We start from the raw sequence: 18,399 nt of genomic DNA on the forward strand, positions 1-18,399 counted from the left end.
TATAAGCGTATCCAAAAAATGCGTGGCGACATAAATTGTTGCCACGCAAAATTTAACTAATAATAACTACAGTCAGTAGCAGAACAAAAAAGGAAGTAATATGAAATATATACGGCATACACTTAAAACCTTAGGGCTGTTTCTCGCCTTAACCACAGGCTTGGCAAACGCAACACCAATTTTAAGTTTTGATGCAAGCGAAGCGAATCTAGTCAAAAATGTGGGCTTAGGAGACAGCTTCGTGATCGACTTGTGGATATCGAACTTGGGTGAGAACGACGATTTAGGCGGCTTTGATATTGACTTTGTTTCGACTTCAAATCCGGGGAATTTTAATTTGCTCGACGTCTATCTAGCACCAGGTTTGGAAGAATTTGATTTACTTAGTTTGATAATTGATGATGTGTCAAACATTTCAGGGCTGTCTTTCGCATTTGATTTGTCTGCGCAAGCTAATCAATTTCCGCTTGTGTCATTTGAGTTCGAAGCGAGCAGCTTTGGTACAACGGTGATTGAGGTGACCGACGCTATGCTTTCTGATGCATTTGGTTTGTCGTTAGGCTTTACTGCTTTTAGCGCAACGGTTAATGTCACCCCACCGCCTATCAGTGCAAGTGCCCCGGGTGCATTACTTAGCTTATTTGCCGCATTGACCGTCATATGCTTGCGCAGAAAACAAAACTGATTGCTTATGTTTCAATAGAAAGAGCGTAATTTACGCTCTTTCTATCAAAATAAGAAACACCTTCTGTGTGTCACTGAGGGACGCGTTTGCCTGGTAGATAGGTGTGAATGAATATACACACTTTCTTTTGTCTGCTAACATCACTGCAAAATATTTAAGGCTATTCATGCAGTTATGGATGAACGCAAACGAAAGCGTGGTATAAAAGCATGCCGACATAAACTCGAAAAGTGCATGCTGCAAAAAGGATTTGGTAGTCAATCAGCCCTGGCGCAGCATATTGCGCAAATCGAGTCTCTTTCTAAGCCACCGTACAATCTGGTAAATAAAGTATTCAGAGAACAACCGGTTTCTCTTAAAAATCTGCTGCGTATAGCAGCAGGACTGGGCGTTGAACTTCACGAGATTATTATCAACACCAATGAACAGACCTTAGATGAATTACAACAATCTCAATCTGAAACTCATGATGAAAATACGGAATTAGATTCATCAATCTCCAACACGGCCCAACAAGATACCAAAGCAAGCGCGAGCGACCACTCAGAGCCGAAAAAGAGCCGTACTTTATATTCAGCACTGGCTGCGATTTTTTTTATATCCGTGCTCGCCATGGTTGTTATTTTTTTGTTTGACGAACACGCTCCGCTCAGCGCAAATGAAAAACCAATGCACACTACCTTGCGTGTAGATCCCATTACACCTGTGCTTGGAAAAGTGCGGGTAAAAGTACTCTCACAAGAGCTCCCCTTGGAACTTAGAAAGGCGATTCAAAATTCACTGAATGAACTTGATAATGTTAACTTCGTTTTTTCTACCACTAGCGCTGACTTTTCTCTTTCCACAAGTGCCATGTATGAAAAATGGCCAGTGCAATTAATTCTTCGTCTGAACATGACCAAAGGCTCAGTGTTCGACTTGATGCAGATACAATGGATTGGCGAAAATCGTAGCGTGTTTATTGCTTATGAGTTGGCGCACCCTAAATGGTTGGATTTTGAAGCCAATGCTGTAGGCGATAGACTAAAGCAAAAAATTTCAACTTTATTAGAGCATAGTGAGTTACCGGCTACCATGGTGTCAAACAGAGCTTTGTTGTTAACTCAACAAGCGAAAGACCGGTTGTTTTTTAGCGCATCCCAAACAGAATACGAAGAAGCAGAGCTGATATTTCGTCAGGCCTTGCAAATATCTCCTAATTTGGCACAAGCGCACGCAGGCCTTTGCGACACATTAGTAAAAAGCCAGTGGTTTGACGATGAGCTTTCAACATGGATAGAAGCCGAAAACCACTGTGATGAGGCCATTGAGCAAGCGCCAGACAGCATTGATGCTAAACTTGCACTGGCACAGCTTTACTCGTTCACTGGCAGAGAAGCGCAAGCCTATGAGCTTATTGCACCCCTTTATGACAAGGATGGAGGTCACTACGAAATTGCCTTGTTATTAGCAAATATTTTGAGCAAATTAGGTGAACAATCGCAAACTGCCGCAGCTTTCGATACCCCTATCAATCTTGCCTTAGCCAGCATCGAATTTGAGCCCAGATATTGGCGGGCTTACAATTTTATTGGGCAACAATATTTTTCAACTGGCAATGTTGCAGGTGCTCAAAACTATTTTGCCGCGTCATACAAGATAAATCCGCAGGAAATAATTGGTGCAAATTTAGGCGTGATGCAAATTTGTCTAGCACAGCTTGAACAAGCGGAAAGAACGCTGCTATCGGTCATTGATCGCTTTGATAATAAATATTTTGCTTTTGAGAATTTGGCGACAATGCATTATTTAAATCAAGAATACCAAGCGGCGCTTGATAATATGCTAACGAGTATTTCGCTGCAGCCCGATCTTCGTGTTCATCAAGTCTGGGCGCAGCTGGCTTCCATATATGAAAAGCTGGATAACAGCGCCCTAGCAACTGAAAATTTTGAGAAAGCCTTGCAGTACTTGCAAGAAGATATGCTCAGGGAGTCGCGCAAGGCCTCGCTTGAGCTCTTTGAGTTTTACTATCAATTTAAACTAGATACATTAGCGAATAGAGAAATTGATATAGACCGCACAAAAGCACAACTTAAGGCCTTTACTGAACGAAGCGACGCTCATGGAACGCAGGAAAAAAGACGTTTAATTGAAATGGCGCAAAGCATCGGAGCGCACGAAACGTCTGAACGGGTGAGAGAGGAACTTGTTGAGCTATGTCCGGTTTATGGACTAGAGCAAAGGTTCTAGAACCACACTGACTAAGCAGGCTACTTTGGACACTGCTATGCCATCAGTGTAGTAACGAGGTTCATCAGTAAAAATCTATAAGCTCATCGTCTTTATTTACTCACAAGATCTCTATTTTCCATCAATGCTTAGTCGGCTTTAAAGCCGACTTGAGCATGAGTATTGTCGCAAAAAGGCTTATTTGCAGAATGTCCACAACGGCACAGGCGAACTGATTGTGTTCGCTCAACGTTGCGACCTGTTCCTGATAGTATCTCAAGGGCACCACTAATCTGCAGTGGGCCATCTTTCATGGTGTTGACTAATAAGGGGCCATCGCGCGTGTCCAGCATATCTATGTTACGGCTCGCAGGCTCGCCACTGGCCGAAAACTCCGCCTGTACATGGCTGCCATCACAATAAGGTTTCGCTTCTGACTTGCCGCATCTGCAGAGCGTGCGTCTAAAGCCGTCCTTAACGTCGTTAAGTGTAATATCAGCGTGCACCGCTAGCGGACCATCTTCCCTTATTTTTATGGTATTCACTTCAGGTGCGCCTTCGTCGGGTCGACCATCTATTCGAACGACTGTGATTGCGCCAGAGGGGCAGGCCAGGGCAATTGCGGCAAGTTTATCTGGATGGGTTTGGTTAGGATGTAACCACGGCCCTTCAACATTAGCCAAAAAGGTTTTAGGGGCGCCGATGACGCAAAATCTTGCGTGAATGCATTTGTTACCGTCAAAGCTGAGCGTTAAGTGTTCACCCTTTACGACTTCCTTTGCATCTTCATCAAGGTCCGACATAAGTGTTTTCTCCGCCGTATTTTCGTCATCTTTTTTAGATTCGGCGTTGTTTGCCTCATCGTTTATTTGCGCTAAGATTTTGTTAGACTCGCGTTCAAAATTGCTTACGGTCGTTTTTAACAACGCAACCGACTGTGCGATATCCGCACCAATCTCAGTAAGCGTCTCGGCTACTTCAACAATTTCTTTGAATCGGCTTTGTAACACTTTCCAGTCAGTCTGCTCCGGAAGGGGAGCGCTTGATCGCAAAGTGGCAAAACTCATACCTGCATTACAGTCATCTTTATCGTTAGCCTTAAGCTTTGTAAGGCCTTGCGCTGCAGGTGTCATTGCATACATCATTTCAGTCGCCGCATTTATTAGCACTCGTTTTTCCTGCTTTCCTCCCGAGCGACCGAATGCTTGTGCCAGCAGTCTGAGCATATGTGCATACAAGGCGTTCGTAAAATCGGCAATAGAGGCTGCGTCTGGCTGAGTTATCCACACCTTTCCTTCTGGCGTGGGTGGTTTGCGCATGACTGGATTTTCAGCAACAGGGCGCCCCGGCTCAAAATCAGGCTGATTATGTAGGATGTCCTTATATTCTTTTTTGATTGCCAGAAACCTCGCAAAATGCCCTTTACCGCAATCTTCTGGTGCACCTTCGCCTTGAGTAACAATGGTTTTTATTGCAGCTTTCGCATCTTGCAAATTATCAACCGTCATTAGTCCGGGTAAGGGCGTGATGTCAGGGCCTATTTGTCGGTCTTTGTTGCCTACAAATAAGCAATCTTCACCGTACTGCTCATTCAAGCGTTCAAGACAGTCAACTATCGTCTCATACAAATGCCCAACGGTTTCATAGTCGTAAGCAACTGGCATTAGCTTCGACTGTTTTATTGCACTTCGGGTATAATGGACACTTGATACAAATGGCTCACTGTCTTTAATATCGACATTTTCAGGGCGCTCCAAGAAAATAAAGTGATCAAGTGCCGCCATGTCGAAGGGAGCTAAACGAACAGACATGTTCGCAGGCAGTGCGCCAGCCGCGATAGGAAAGTTTAGTCGACCGAAATGAGGTGTTGCACCAATGGCGCTCATAATGTTAGCCACTATCGCCAGGTGACTCATCTCTTCAATGCTTACCGAGATAATTTCTGAACGCCAGCGTCGAGTTTTTTCTGCCTGCTCTGCTGTTAAGCCCTCAGATTCATCAGTCTTCATTGAAAACGCAGCGTATAAATAACAACACATTAAGTTATGCTCAATTTCGCAGGCTTCACTCAGCATGCCAATAAGTTGCTCACGCGATGGATTGTACAAATCGTCAAAGATGCTTTTACGATTTGCCGTGCTTGTGTCTTGAGAGTCAGGCAAACTGGGAACTCCTTATTACTTAATTAAATTGCAATGTCGGACATTTCTTCAATTTCTATGATGTTGCCATCGGGATCTCGAAAAGAGCAAGATGCAAACCCGCGGTCAGAATATGTGGTTGGCGAGGCGAGTAGCTCAACGTTTTTTGACTTTAAATACGAGATGCTTTTCTGCAAGTCACTTACTTTGAAGGTAAGCACTACCTGAGCAGAATGTGCCTCATATTTGAGTTCGTTTTCATCAGGGATAAACTCTCGCATTTTTGCGCGGGAGAACAGAGACAAACGGATGGGACCTGCATCAAGCTCGACATAGTCGTCGCTTTTATCTTCAAACACCGTCTCAAGCGCCAGCACGTCCTCATAAAACTTTTTAGAAACCGCTACGCTTTTTACATTCAAGCGGGTGTATAAATATTTAAATTGCATCTGTCATTCCTTACTAGCTAAGTGCTTGCGTGTTGTTGATTAAGTTAAGACTATTTTAAACGACATATCTAGTGTGCAGAGAGTCATCTCTGTAATGTAGCGTTTATTCTGTGCGACGTCGCTTTTAACGTTGCCGCTTTAACGTCAAAGTCTTTTATTTATAAACTCCTTTGCAGCCTCTCATTTTAAGCATCGGGGAGTAACACTACGGCGCATTGACCTAGCAAGTCTAAAGCGGCAGCACTGTATGTTCCGCAAGACCCAGTAAGTACAATTGCAGATGAGTCAGTGCGGCCACAGTAAATCACCTAAGTCACTCATCAACATGTGAATATTTAAAGATAGTAAACTTTTAAGAGCACTTCTATCAGAATCCTGCTTAAACACTATTCTGCGCGAACTTGCCCCAAAATATTCAGTTCTAACGGTTGTGAGTAAGGAAGTTTGGGCGATGCAGTATTTCCTTAAAGCCTAGCAGCTAGATGTTTGATATAGAATAGTGATGCGATGACAAATGCAGCCGGAGCTTAATTACGTTGACCAATTGTAAGAATTGGTAAGTGTTGTTATTAAGCAGTGAGAAAAATGGTGGCCCGACCCTCTCCTGAATAAGAGATTTAAACTATTGAAATTATTATTAAATATTTTTACGTTTTTTTCTGGTGTTACATTTAGTGTTGCAATGAGTTCGGGCTAGTGAGCTAATAAATTATTGCGGTGGAGCGGCAGACGAGAATACATTGCCAAATGTAAGGATTGCGTATGTTCGGTTTTGCTATGCAGTGTCAATACTTCGCAGTCATCTTTTAAGACTAGGCCTTTTCTTACTTGTTTTGGAGCGCTCTAGAGCATAGTGTTTAAGGAATATTTGAGGAAAAGTTGATGGGTGAATACATGCGAAAACATTTACTTTATATTTTTGGGCTCATAGTTTTTCTTGCTGGCTGCGCAACGCCATTGGATCTAGGGAACCATGAATATGAACTAGGTAATTACGACGCTGCTGCAAGTCACTGGAATAGAATCGCACTCCAAGGCGATATGTACGCACAATACAACGTGGGTTTGCTCTGGGAGTCTGGGCTAGGAAGTACTCCTTTGAATGTAAATGAGGCTTCACAGTGGTACATTCGAGCTGCTAAGCAGGGTTTTGTTCCTGCAATGGTGAAGCTAGCTAATATTCAGTTTCCGAAGGGTCACAAAGAGGCCGCCTTATCTTGGTATACCCTTGCGGCAAGATGGAACAATCTCGAGGCTAGGCAAAAACTGCTCTCACTAGGTATTAACCCGCCTCAACCTGACTTGTACAGCAGGCAAGTCCAAATACAGCAACAAAAGGACCTCGCGTTTGCTATTGGCTTTCTATCGGGAGTGAGTTCGCAACCATCCGTAACGTACCCAACGATTGAGGCATACAAGCAGCCCGAGTCTAACACGACAGCTTACAGCAATTCGACCTACGGTAAGGCTCAAGCTACTAACTCGTATAAAAGCACAAGTCGAAGCACGTCGATATATCGGCCAAGCACACATGTGCCTTTACAACTAGATGTCGGCAGCGGTTGTCTTTCAGATTATAACTGTCCTCTTGGGCAAAAGTGCATGAAAGGACCTATGCAAACGCAAGGGCAGTGCCTACTCCAGGTCAATGAATACAAAACTCCTATTCAAACTATGCCAGAGCCTGAAAGTGTTCTACCAAACACTAGTGTTATTGGAGCCTGTAACTTTGTGGGAGACTGTCCTATCGGTTTTAAGTGCAACGTTGCCCTCAAAATATGTATTTCAAACTAATTGAAAGGTACAGTATTTTGGACTACTCTAATTACCGGTAAACGAGTCTCACCCAAGGCGACCGATTTACGGTTGGGGAGCTTAGTTACGGCGATGCCTATTCTTGAATCTTGAATAGGAAAGCAAACATGAATCTTGAAACTGATAAACCTCTACGCGCAACACTCAAACATCTGCTTAAAGCACAGCGCTCCGCCGCAATACAACAAGATTTGATGCGCGAAATCGAATGCTCTGTATCTGAGCTAAACACCGACGAAGTTACCGAACGGCTAGATAAGCAACTGCGCGAACTGGCGGTGATGGTCGATCGAACACAAGATAGCTTAGACCGTTTGGTCTAAATGTTTAGACAGGCAGGCGCATGTATTGGGCGACCTTTTGCAGGGCAAGCATGCTAGCCGTGGCGATGCCTATTTTTTAATTATCGGAAATAGGACTACCAAATTATGAATACCGAATACATTGAGCAAGAAGTAAACACCGCCACCGGCTTTCTAGCAGATGGTGGGCAGTACATCGAGTTATTGAAACGAGAAATTAAATCAGCGGACATCACCGCGCTGGAGTATGAGCGCTTGAGCTTATTGCTGGGCTTAGTGCAAAACAACGCCAACGCCGCGAGCTCGGCGCTAGACCGGCTATTGGAAAGCGAAGGTATGTCGTAACGGTTATTCGTCGATACCGTTCGAATTGCTACAAAGTAACTAGTAGCTATTAGACGTTGAGACGGTAATTAATTGTAGTATCGATAGCTATTTTTACAGCAACAACGCGCCGTCGAATGTGGCTTTTTGTACGAAAAATAGGGTAGAAACACATTTTACTGTTAAGGATTATCGCATGCTTAAATTGCAATACAAGTTACTGAATATAGTAGCGGAATACGGTGAAACTTGGTAACGGGATGAGCGTAAGCACAATCACATTATCTTGGTTACGCATAACCTGCTAACTTCGGACGGCTATAGGAACGTTATGTCTATGGATCATCAACACAAAAATTCACCTAAGCGCGAGCAATTTAATACTGAGTTTGATTACAAAAAGGCGCTCGATGCTTGGATGGTCGCAACAGGTAAGAAACCACCACCGCTAAACCTTGCAGAAGCACAGTGTATTTTGCGGCGTGACGAGTAAACCATAATCTCAAACCCAGTAAAAATAGGAACAAAGCATTGAGTTTTATTGAAGCAAAACCAGTTATGTATATTGATATGGACAACGTTATAGTTGACTTTCCTTCCGCCTTTAAACACTTGTCAGATGAAACGAAGGCGCAGTACGCTGGCCGCTTAGATGAAGTGCCTAATATCTTTTCGATGATGAAGCCTATGCGCAATGCCGTTCAGTCTGTTGAGGCGCTCTCTAAGCAATTCGATGTGTATGTTTTGAGTACCGCACCATGGGAAAACCGTACGGCTTGGAGCGATAAGCTTGATTGGGTTAAGAAGTATCTAGGCAGTACAGTGTATAAGCGGCTCATATTGAGCCACAACAAGCATTTGAATACTGGGGCTTACCTAATTGACGATCGACTTGCGAACGGCGCAGACAGGTTCACAGGCGAGCATGTTCACTTTGGCACAGAACGGTTCCCTGATTGGGCAAGCGTGCTCGACTATCTTGGCGTCTAATTGGCCGTTTTTACCAAAGAGTGCTTCGTTTGACAGGGAAAACTTAAACACTCGAACTTTGTTCTACGACAAACTTGTCGTAGTGCTTGCTTTGTCTGACTATGGCCTCCGCTTGCTGGCCAAACATAGCTAGCGCGGCGGGGATATCGTCCTCATCAAACTTTAGGGGCTCACCGTCTATATCACGCACGTCGCAAAGTATGTTCATTGTTAATGCGTAAGCGCTTGCTATGTCAAAGAGCAAGTTTGGTATACCTGACTGTACCGTAACACTCGGATAAAGGCGCATAACCCTGCTGTTAATAATCTGTATCTTATGAAGTAATCTTTTTAATTTATGTCGTTTATCTTCGTCTGCGCTCGCTAAACAGCTCTTGAAAGTTGCTTGGTCATCGGGCACCAGTATTATCGGCTCTGGACGGTGCGATAGATTAAGCTGATTTACGTCTTTTTCAATATCGTCATGTATCTTAACGCAATAGGTGGCGGCGCTATGTAGGTTTTGCCCAAGCAATGAGAGAACGTTCGGTAGCATAGCTACGTTAGCGTCGAAGTCTCTTTTGAGCTTGTCCTTATATTGAAAATAGGCAAATAACACCGCCGTCAAAGCAGCGGTGAAACCGATTATCGCAGCGTTGAACGATTGCCAGTTTGCCCACGTGTCTAAGAGGTATTGTGTTCCATGTGTGAAGGGGATGATGACCATGCCTGCAATGTAAGCAAAGACTGCTACAGCGGGTATGGAGTAAGCAATACGCTTTGTGACCCTGATTATCTGCTTTTTAGGTTTTATATTTTTGAGTGCCGTAAACATTAAAACCCTTTCCACGCTTGAAAATCATACTGGTTTTTCTTCGGTGTAAATTTCTCGGCGTTGCGCTCGATGCCGGTGGAAAGCTTCGGCAGGCTGTCGGCGACGTACTCGTGAGGCCAATACAGACCGCCGTTTTCGTTCGGGCCTTCGGTAGGTGGAGCTTCTTGTTTAGGCGCTAACGAATATGGCGAGCCGATTTGTCTATTCGCTAAGCCGTCCGATACACTTTTTAATCGACTATGCTCAGAACCGAATCCAGCCACATTGCGGATATGTGCGGGTGCGTCGTCTAGCAAGCGGGCTTTGTCTCGGACGTAGCTTTCAAATACGGCTTCAAGTTGTTGCCGTGCGTTCGTGTCAAATTGCGCCTGCTCCTGCAACTGCGCGATCCGCCCAGTATATTGCTTATCTAATTCGCTTACTCGACGGGCGAGGGTGTCGGCTTGCCACCGCTGGTCTTGTGCGCTCATCTCGTCTCGTCTAAGCGCCATTAAGCCCGCCCTATGCTTTTGATCTTGCGTCAGCGTATCTCTGCGCAGAGCGTCATCGCTTTCGATTTGCTCGCGTTTAAGCTGTCGGTCTTTGTCGCGGGAGCTTTCTTGTCGCATCCAATTCTCGCGTAAATTCTTTTCGCGCATCTGCTCGATGCTCATTGTCGAAATAGCGCGGCTTGCGCTTTCACCTAACGCCATCAAACCTTGACCGAGTCCGGCGTAAATTGCTGCTTTAGACATGATAAAGTCCTCTATGTGTCGGCTGTCTAATTTGTGTACATGATCTCATTTGCGAGGATCGATGTCTAACCACAATGACTACTATTCCGAGTCCTTCAAAATAAGAAGAAAACGGACGGCCTTTCTTTCCATTCTCGGCGGCGGCTGATCGCCGCGAAATAATCTATATTTAGAAGCAAAACACACTTTTGCTTTCTATATATAGGGAGGCTGTGTTCTCGCAGCCCCCGCCAGCCGTGGCCTGTAGAATACATAGCACATTACAACTGTGCTATGGTTAATTTTTGTACAATTCAAGTCTTGCATGCCGATTTTAAAGGGCTGTAAGCCGGTTTTTGATAGCACAAACATAGCACGGTTTGAGCATGACTGTGTTAAAACCGTGCTATCGAAAATCACGCTAAATAATCCCTATTTTCGTCTGAATCAAAGTCATTTTTATCTGTGATAAGATAGCGTTCAGCACGCCCCTTTTTGACGGTAATTACTTCCCCTTTCTCGATAAGTTTATGCAAACTTTGAACGGCTTTGTCTCGACCTACACCTGCGCTTTTTCCGCCCGTCAGCTTTTTCGCATTCCGGTCTAAAAAAGTTTTAGTCAATGGCTTGCCATCGTTTTGCAATTTTTGGATAGACTTTACAAGCGCTTTGTCGATTGCGTCTAGGCCTATTTCGGTTGCCTTGCTTTCAAGCTTCACCGATTTTTCTAATACACCACCAAGGCCGATGATGTCGCCTTGTGGCAAAAGCGCTGTTCTATCATCGTAAAGCCTTTCAAGATAAACACGCTCCCCGCTTGCGGGACCGTAATTATTCTTGCCGAAAGTAAGCATCAGGTACTTTCGCCTATTGATGCCCAGACTTTCCGCCTTCTTCTCCGGCAAGTAATGGCTAAGAAGAAAGTTTGCCCTAGCGTTATCAGTCAATCGTTTAGCTCCGCCGGTGGCGTCGTCATCAATATGTGCGTTATCGCTACCTTTGCGAGTATGAGCAAGGATAAGTGTGCAACAGCGCGCATTAGGTTTAAGCATCTCAACAGCGGTGATATAGGCCTTTGCATCGCCGTTGTCGTTCTCGTCGCCTGCGTTTGTCCGAGAATAGGTATCGATAATTAGCAACGCTAAGTTCGTCCCATATGCGTCCTCAATAGCCTCTGACAGCTTTACGCCATAGTCGGATAGACTCGCTTGTTTGCCGCGCTCTTTTGTTGTGAGCGAAGGATTATCCCCGCCAATATATTTTATGTGTATGTTTTGCACACTATCGTAAATCGCCTTGGCCGCTTCGTGCCCGTATTCTTTTTCGGCATTGGATGCGGCGTGCGCTATGCACTTTTGAAGGCGTCGCTCTGCTTCGGGTCTATCATCCTCGGCAGTCAAATACAGGACTTGCCCTTGTCGGTTTACCTTGTTGCTGAAAAGGTCACCACCGGACGCAACCGCGACGGTCATTTGCAACGCAAGATAGCTCTTACCGACCCCGCCTGCCGCGCTTAAAATCGCCACGATACCTTCAGGGAATATGTCTTGTATTAAGAATTTTCTAGGCTTCAAAGGCTTTGAGATTAAATCCTGATTCACCGTCGCATCGTGGAAGTAATCCGCCCAAATATCTTTATTCTGTGGCCCAGTACCGTCGGGCAAATAAGGCTTGGCGTAGTGAATAACCGTAGCAAACGTATTACCGCCATCTCGTTCGCTGTCGATATACGGCCAGACGCGTTCTAAAAAGAAGTCTTCATTGTGTACGGGATTACGGCGGCTGAATTCTAGCGCGAGATCAAGCGCGTCTTCGCTACCGCCAAACTGGTGATGAACACCACAAACAATACTGAACCAATCATCGTATTGGATTTGCTCTTGGTCTGCTTTCCCATCGTTCGGGATAGCTGCAAGGTATTTTCGGGCTTCTTCTATAGTGATGTCGGGCTTAGGCGTTAAGTCTTGCACGGACATTGCGGCGTCTATTTCGTCGAAGAAGGATTTCGAAGTAGTCGGCAAGCTAATGTCGCCGTGTTCGCGCGACCACAACACATCCCCTTTCTCAGTTTTTAGGCGTGATGAACCACGACTAACAGGCGTCATGCCAGCTTCTTGCGCCAGTTCCATAAACTTCTCTTGCAGTTCAATGATACTGTCCGGCGCGATTACTGTTAGATCGTCACGTTCAATGCTTATTAGGCCATCGCATCGCTGCAGTTTTCCGTTGTCTTGCATTTGCGCCCAACGCATCTTACGCCCGTTCGGGTGCGTGCCGTACGCAAGGAATTGTTGACCTGATCCAAGCACTTCAATTTGTGCGGTCGTCTGTTTTCCGTCGTCGTCTCTTGAGAATTTAGGCGTAGAGAACTTAGACAGGAGCACTATGCCGTCCTCCAAGCGGTAGAAAAGCATAAACTTAGGACTCTGGCCTATGCGAACGGGCGTATCCCCGAGCAACTTTATCGTCTGCCTCAGAAGCAATCCGGACAAATCTTTGTCGTAGCAATCCACGTCCACCACCACTAGGCCTCGTGCGGGTATGCCTACATTGCAATAATCCCCGCCATAGCCGTTAGACAGTGATTTGTCTATGTCACAAACATAACTTTCATCGCGCCACCCTTTAATAAGTGGCGCTTTTTGTTTATGTTTAATCGGGATAGGCTCGTAGCCTTTTGCTTGAAGCGCCTTACCATGTATGGCGAGCGCATTAGTTTGATTATTCATTGCTATCACCCCCACGGCCCCAAGCATCGAGCAGTTGCCTACCTCTCTCGATTGCCGTTGGCTCAATTAAACGATAGCGCTTGAGATATGTCGTTTTGCCGGTTCTATCACGATGCGGCTCTGACTTGCGTTCAAACACGATGCCGTAATCATTTGCCAATTTTGAAACGGTGCTATGCAGGCACAGGTCATTGTATTGGCTAAGCGCGTCTAGGCGATTTAATCCTTTCGCACCGGCTTGTAAAAAGCTGTCTAAGCAATCGGATAATTTCGTTTTCTTCGGATTTACGCGCATGACTCGGCCTCCATCAAACCCCGTCTTGCGACAGGCCGAAGCATTTGCCATTCACGGCTTAACGCAATGCGAAGCAATGCAGGTGTTTGTATGCTTTCAACCGGCAAGGCTTGAGCACCGAACAAGTCCGGGTCTTCAGCCTCATAAGTTTTGAAAACCTCTTTAACCTCTGCGTTTGATGAGTTTTGCTCACGACCTAGCAAGAAACAAAGCACGTGTGCTAAGCCTTTAGCCCGCTGTAATGGGGCGAACTTGCTCAGGGCTTCGCTTGCAGGTGAATGCTTGGTATCGATGCGCAAATAAATTTCATCACTGCCGTTAAAATCGTACTCTAGTTTGACGCCGCAATCGTAAGCCCATGTGAAAATCATTCCTAGGTCACCGGCGCAAAATCCAAGATGTTTAATGCCGTGGAAGGCTATCCAGAATGAACGCTTCTCAAACCAAAATTCTGTGTTGTTGATTGCTGATTCGAGTACAGCAAGCATGGCTTCAAGCCGCGCTTCTAAGCTATGGTTTGTATTGCTGTTTTTTGCTAAACTTTTGTTTGCAATCACATGCCTTGTGTTTGTTGGTGATGTAGAGCCGGTGGGGGCGAAACCACCGGCTTTCTTATTTAAGCTCATGCCTTATACCTCCGCCGCTTCATGCTTATTTAATTCTGCCATCACATCATCAAAGATTTGCTTGCGTTTTAGTTCTAACTTTTTAACTAAATTTATTAGCTCTGCGTCTTCGCAACCTGCGGCACGTGCTGCGATTAAGGCGTCAATCTCGTGCTTTAGATAGCCCGAGGAACGAGGGCCTAATCTGATCGGCTTAACCATCAGTCCTTCTTGTTGAAGGCTCCACATTCTAGTTTTCGTGCAGCCAGTAACAACTCGTGCTTCGGTGGGTCTGATTATTGAAATATTTTGCATCTGCTATGCTCCGTTAAGTTCCACAAAGTTCGTCTTTATGGATAGGAGCAATGCTAAAATCGGTGGGGTTTTAAGAGTAAGGAAGTGTTCTGCGAGTTTTTGAGAAGACTCTACCTTTTTTCGTTTACCAAAATCGTGACGCCGTTTTGACTAGAGTCCATATCAATACGCTTCACATTTTTAATGCAATCATCAGCGCTTTGACGAATGCCTAATATCTCGAAAACGTCATACAAAATTTTACTGAATAACGTAGTTCGACCTGTATCAGGGTTGCGAGTAGTAGTTGCGGGCAGACCGTTATCTCTGAGCGCCTTGGCAATTAACGCGGCGAGTATCCTTGCTTCGTCTTTGTTCGGCCCTGTCTTTGTTTCCATCGAGTCTAATTTGGTTTGTAGCCGAACAATAGCCGCACTTACATCTTCGCCCTGCGAAGCCAACAAGCCCAAAGCATCTTGCGCAAAGCTCAGGCATGGTTCGTTACGCATAAGTTTTACGAAGTTGATATCGGGCACCACATGACCGTTTGTAACTTTGCACATTTTGTCACTCGCTTTTTTCAGGGATACCAGACCCGAATGCATTTGCTTAACTGACCGCTTCAATTCAGTAATTGAGCTTGCTTGCGTCTGCGCCTTAATCGACGTGCTATAACCACAGGCCGCATCAAGTATGCTTGAAAGAATGGTGTCTGTCGCTTCGGCATCTGTACAGACTTCTAATTGCGGCTTAATTTTTTCATTTATCGATTGGCTGAGTGTTTCACGTTCGTCAGTGGGTAAAGCATCCGCTACCCAGTTAGTTAAGAATTTAGACATTATCCCACCACCTTAAGATTTCTTGCGCCTGCCGCAACACTCATATTGCCGGTGGCCGCCAATTCGATATGCTCAGACCACCACTGCATGAGCACGCGTCTACGCTCTAAGTAATCCGAACGGTTGTATGCTTTTCGTACCCTGTTTTTATCGACGTGCGACAAGCACACCTCGACAAGCTCACTGTCGAAACCTTGTTCATTTAACGTTGTGCTAGCCAACGCTCTAAGACCATGCGAGACGAGTTCACCTTTAAAGCCGATACGCTTAAGCGCCATGTTAGCGGTCTGGACATTTGCGTGCTTGCCGTGGCCTCTATGGCTTGGGAAAAGGTAATCACTGTTGCCACGTATTGATTCCAACGTATCGAGTAGCGCTAGTGTTTGCTCTGTTAACGGTATGACATGTTCGATGCCGCGCTTCATGCGTTCGGCAGGTATGATCCAGATTTTTTTATCTCGGTCTATTTCATCCCATGTTGCCATTGCCGTTTCACTCGGGCGGGTCATGGTGTGTAGTTGCCATTCAACCAAGCACCTAGTTGTCAGCATTAAGTTAGCACTCGCAAGGCTCTGCATAAGCTCGGGTAGTCTTTCCGGCTTAATCGTTGCCATATGTTTGGGTGCGGGCGTTATGAATACTTTTGCTATGTGCGTGAGCGGGTTGGCGTCTATGTAGCCGCTGTTTAATGCTAGGGTCATTATCTCGTTCACTGTGCGACACAATCGCTTAACCGTTTCTAAAGCACCTCTTGCTTCGATGGGGCGAAGCACTCTTTGCATAACAAGAGGCGTGATCTCTCTTATTGGCTTTTGCCCAAGCACCGGCAAAACATGATTTCTTAAAATCTCAAGGTGCTTGTCAGCGGTTGCTTTCTTTACTTTTGAAAGCTTGAGTCCATACCACTGATTTGTGACGGCTTCGAGCGTACGCGAATAAGCAACTTGCTCGGCTACTAGTGAGTCGGTTTTATGTTGCTTCGGGTCAATACCCTTATCTAGCAATGCGCGCGCATCTGCTCGCTTCTCTCGCGCTCTGGCTAATGTAACATCGGGATAGACACCAAAGCCTAAGTTTGTGCGCTTCTTAGTGATAGGGTGTTGATAGTTGAATATCCATGTTTTGGTGCCGGTCGGTTTGACGCGCACCGCAAGCCCTTTACCGTCTGACAGTGAATACTCTTTTGATTTTGGCTTTGCTTGTTTTACTTCTGTATCGGTCAGTGCTGTGGTCGTATTTGGCATCGTAATGTAACACTCCGCGTTCTTTATCGAGTCAATGTTACATTCAATGGTACATCAAGTTCTAGATGTTAGCGAACCAACAAGAACCAATTAGAACACTAGCTTAGCTTTAAGTTATTGTTTTTAGAGAGTTTTAGACCCGTATAGAGTATTTTGGAATGAAAAAATGGTGGCCCGACCCTGACTTGAACAGGGGACCTGCCGATTATGAGTCGGATGCTCTAACCAACTGAGCTATCGGGCCATTGTTTGAAGCGGAGCGAAGTATAATGATTTTTGCGTTTTATGTCACCAACACCCGCTATATTTTTCATAAAATCTAGCTAACTTGTTGCAATTGCTAAAGTTTGCCAAGACTTTGCCGTCATATATGTGCAATATATATCAAATTTTGCTATGTTTTGTGCATAGCATCGCGCATATGATTGGAGAGTGCGAATGAACGACCAACCGTATTTGCTTAGTGGGCGCAATACAATTATCCATAAGCAACGTAAAGTTGACCTACTCATTGTGAACAGCCGACAAGATCCAGTGCTAATGGTGATTCATAATGGTATAGAATCTTACACTGGAAAAATACCCGAGAACAAACTTGAAGCAAAACGAATGGACGTGGCTAAAGTCGACGTGGCGTCTCCCGAAAACTTTGGGGATTACCGTAATCTGCTGTTCGTTCAAACTTTGAATAATAAAGAGTACAAAATTGATTATTCGAAGAAAGGAACCGATTTGTTTATCACTGTTCATCAAGAGAGTACCTTCTAGACTCTTCCCAAAATAGAGCTTACGCTTAGGTAAGCTCTATACTTATACGCCCAGAAACTCTGCCTCAAACTTAATAAATAAAGCTATCGAGAAATTAACCGATATCTTTAATAGCGTTAATTTTTACTAATGCCCATTGCCGGGTAATTTAATTTGCTTTTTTTAGGTCGGACTCTTTCTATGCTATCAGTATTAATTTGTGACGATTCTATGGTCGCTCGCAAACAAGTCGCTAAATGTTTACCGCAAGATCTAGATAGTAGTATTCATTTTGCAAAGCACGGTGAACAAGCGCTTGACGCGATTTGTGAAAATAAAGGCGATTTGTTGCTGCTGGATTTAAATATGCCAGTAATGGATGGTTACGAAACGCTCTCTCATATAAAAGAACAAGAGCTGGGCACAAAAACCATCGTCATATCAGGTGACATCCAACCCGAAGCACGCCAGCGCGTCATCAACTTGGGCGCGATAGATTTTATTCAAAAACCGGTGAATCCTGATGAACTGCGTCGCGTACTTGAAAAGCACGATGTGCTAAGCCCCCAGCAAGGCAGTGCAGATGAGCCTTACGAACTCGCTGAAGATATTAGAGATTGCTATCAAGAAGTTGCAAATGTCGCGATGGGCCAAGCGGGTGATCATTTAGCGCGCATCATGAACGTATTTGTTCGTCTTCCCATCCCAAATGTCAATTTAATCGAAGTGTCGGAGCTTCACATGATGCTATCCGATGTTGATTCGAATGAGACTACCTCAGGCGTATGTCAGGGCTTTCTTGGCGACGGCATCAGCGGTGAGGCGCTTTGTGTACTAAGCGACTCAAGTTTCAGCGATATGGCGAAAATCATGCAGGTCAAGGGAGAGCTTGATGACCAGATGCAATTAGAATTGCTTATGGACGTGGGCAGTATTCTCATAGGAACCTGTCTTCGAGGATTAGCAAATCAGCTCGATATGCAATTTAGACAAGGACATCCTGTAGTGCTAGGTCAGCACCAAAGCGTGCAAGAATTGATTCAAGCTAACAAAGGCACTTGGAAGCGCACGCTTGCCATTGAACTGAGCTACGGGCTTGAAAATTTCAATGTGCAGTGCGATTTAATGCTCTTATTTACCGAAGACTCCATGGAAATGATGAACGCAAAACTCGCGCACCTATTGGAGGACGAGTAGTGTCA

19 protein-coding genes and 1 tRNA gene are annotated in these 18,399 nt (G+C 45.0%); 9 read left to right on the plus strand and 11 right to left on the minus strand.

What is annotated here, in order from left to right:
* Positions 1-100: 100 nt before the first annotated feature.
* Positions 101-685, plus strand: a complete 585-nt coding sequence (locus tag PN836_RS17390) for a hypothetical protein (protein WP_395340719.1) — start codon at positions 101-103, stop codon at positions 683-685.
* A gap of 174 nt (positions 686-859) precedes the next feature.
* The gene (locus tag PN836_RS17395; RefSeq protein ID WP_395340721.1) at positions 860-2,917 is read left to right on the plus strand and encodes a tetratricopeptide repeat protein; all 2,058 of its coding nucleotides are present in this window, start codon (positions 860-862) and stop codon (positions 2,915-2,917) included.
* A 128-nt stretch (positions 2,918-3,045) separates the two neighbouring features.
* Here the strand turns inward: PN836_RS17395 and PN836_RS17400 are convergent, their stop codons facing one another.
* On the minus strand, positions 3,046-5,058 hold the full coding sequence (locus tag PN836_RS17400) for a ferritin-like domain-containing protein (protein ID WP_395340723.1): 2,013 nt from the start codon (positions 5,056-5,058) through the stop codon (positions 3,046-3,048).
* Positions 5,059-5,081: 23 nt separating this feature from the next.
* Positions 5,082-5,486 (minus strand): VOC family protein, encoded by a 405-nt coding sequence (locus tag PN836_RS17405; protein WP_395340725.1) that lies wholly within the window; start codon positions 5,484-5,486, stop codon positions 5,082-5,084.
* A gap of 882 nt (positions 5,487-6,368) precedes the next feature.
* On the opposite strand from PN836_RS17405, the gene PN836_RS17410 reads away from it, so the two are divergent.
* From PN836_RS17410 to PN836_RS17430, 5 genes are all read left to right on the plus strand, one after another.
* Positions 6,369-7,280 (plus strand): tetratricopeptide repeat protein, encoded by a 912-nt coding sequence (locus PN836_RS17410; protein WP_395340727.1) that lies wholly within the window; start codon positions 6,369-6,371, stop codon positions 7,278-7,280.
* 128 nt (positions 7,281-7,408) lie between these two features.
* On the plus strand, positions 7,409-7,624 hold the full coding sequence (locus tag PN836_RS17415) for a hypothetical protein (protein WP_395340730.1): 216 nt from the start codon (positions 7,409-7,411) through the stop codon (positions 7,622-7,624).
* Positions 7,625-7,729: 105 nt separating this feature from the next.
* A complete protein-coding gene (locus PN836_RS17420) occupies positions 7,730-7,948 on the plus strand; it encodes a hypothetical protein (RefSeq protein WP_395340732.1) in 219 nt (72 codons plus the stop codon).
* 316 nt (positions 7,949-8,264) lie between these two features.
* The gene (locus PN836_RS17425) at positions 8,265-8,420 is read left to right on the plus strand and encodes a hypothetical protein (protein WP_395340734.1); all 156 of its coding nucleotides are present in this window, start codon (positions 8,265-8,267) and stop codon (positions 8,418-8,420) included.
* A 38-nt stretch (positions 8,421-8,458) separates the two neighbouring features.
* Positions 8,459-8,917, plus strand: a complete 459-nt coding sequence (locus PN836_RS17430) for a 5' nucleotidase, NT5C type (RefSeq protein WP_395340736.1) — start codon at positions 8,459-8,461, stop codon at positions 8,915-8,917.
* 43 nt (positions 8,918-8,960) lie between these two features.
* On the opposite strand, the gene PN836_RS17435 is transcribed toward PN836_RS17430, so the two are convergent.
* The 9 genes from PN836_RS17435 to PN836_RS17475 all read right to left on the minus strand — a co-directional run bounded on the left by PN836_RS17435 (position 8,961) and on the right by PN836_RS17475 (position 16,694).
* Entirely contained in the window at positions 8,961-9,731 is a 771-nt protein-coding gene (locus PN836_RS17435) for a hypothetical protein (protein ID WP_395340738.1), read from the minus strand.
* Positions 9,731-10,465, minus strand: coding sequence for a hypothetical protein (locus PN836_RS17440; RefSeq protein WP_395340740.1), 735 nt, complete (start codon positions 10,463-10,465; stop codon positions 9,731-9,733). The genes PN836_RS17435 and PN836_RS17440 overlap by 1 nt, the downstream gene beginning before the upstream one ends.
* 395 nt (positions 10,466-10,860) lie before the next feature.
* Complete coding sequence (locus PN836_RS17445) at positions 10,861-13,173, minus strand: AAA family ATPase (protein WP_395340742.1); 2,313 nt, start codon at positions 13,171-13,173, stop codon at positions 10,861-10,863.
* Positions 13,166-13,468, minus strand: coding sequence for a hypothetical protein (locus PN836_RS17450; RefSeq protein WP_395340745.1), 303 nt, complete (start codon positions 13,466-13,468; stop codon positions 13,166-13,168). The genes PN836_RS17445 and PN836_RS17450 overlap by 8 nt, the downstream gene beginning before the upstream one ends.
* The gene (locus PN836_RS17455) at positions 13,459-14,094 is read right to left on the minus strand and encodes a hypothetical protein (RefSeq protein ID WP_395340748.1); all 636 of its coding nucleotides are present in this window, start codon (positions 14,092-14,094) and stop codon (positions 13,459-13,461) included. The genes PN836_RS17450 and PN836_RS17455 overlap by 10 nt, the downstream gene beginning before the upstream one ends.
* Positions 14,095-14,097: 3 nt before the next feature.
* Positions 14,098-14,388, minus strand: coding sequence for a helix-turn-helix transcriptional regulator (locus PN836_RS17460; RefSeq protein ID WP_395340750.1), 291 nt, complete (start codon positions 14,386-14,388; stop codon positions 14,098-14,100).
* Between the two features lie 110 nt (positions 14,389-14,498).
* A complete protein-coding gene (locus tag PN836_RS17465) occupies positions 14,499-15,206 on the minus strand; it encodes a hypothetical protein (protein ID WP_395340752.1) in 708 nt (235 codons plus the stop codon).
* A complete protein-coding gene (locus PN836_RS17470; RefSeq protein ID WP_395340753.1) occupies positions 15,206-16,450 on the minus strand; it encodes an integrase domain-containing protein in 1,245 nt (414 codons plus the stop codon). The genes PN836_RS17465 and PN836_RS17470 overlap by 1 nt, the downstream gene beginning before the upstream one ends.
* A gap of 167 nt (positions 16,451-16,617) precedes the next feature.
* Positions 16,618-16,694: transfer RNA gene (locus tag PN836_RS17475), tRNA-Ile, on the minus strand.
* A 194-nt stretch (positions 16,695-16,888) separates the two neighbouring features.
* Here PN836_RS17475 and PN836_RS17480 point away from each other — a divergent pair.
* Complete coding sequence (locus tag PN836_RS17480; RefSeq protein WP_395340755.1) at positions 16,889-17,218, plus strand: hypothetical protein; 330 nt, start codon at positions 16,889-16,891, stop codon at positions 17,216-17,218.
* A 180-nt stretch (positions 17,219-17,398) separates the two neighbouring features.
* Positions 17,399-18,394, plus strand: coding sequence for a response regulator (locus PN836_RS17485; protein WP_395340757.1), 996 nt, complete (start codon positions 17,399-17,401; stop codon positions 18,392-18,394).
* The last annotated feature ends 5 nt before the right edge of the window (positions 18,395-18,399 follow it).

Source organism: Ningiella algicola (assembly GCF_028401415.2).
Classification (GTDB): Bacteria; Pseudomonadota; Gammaproteobacteria; order Enterobacterales; family Alteromonadaceae; genus Glaciecola.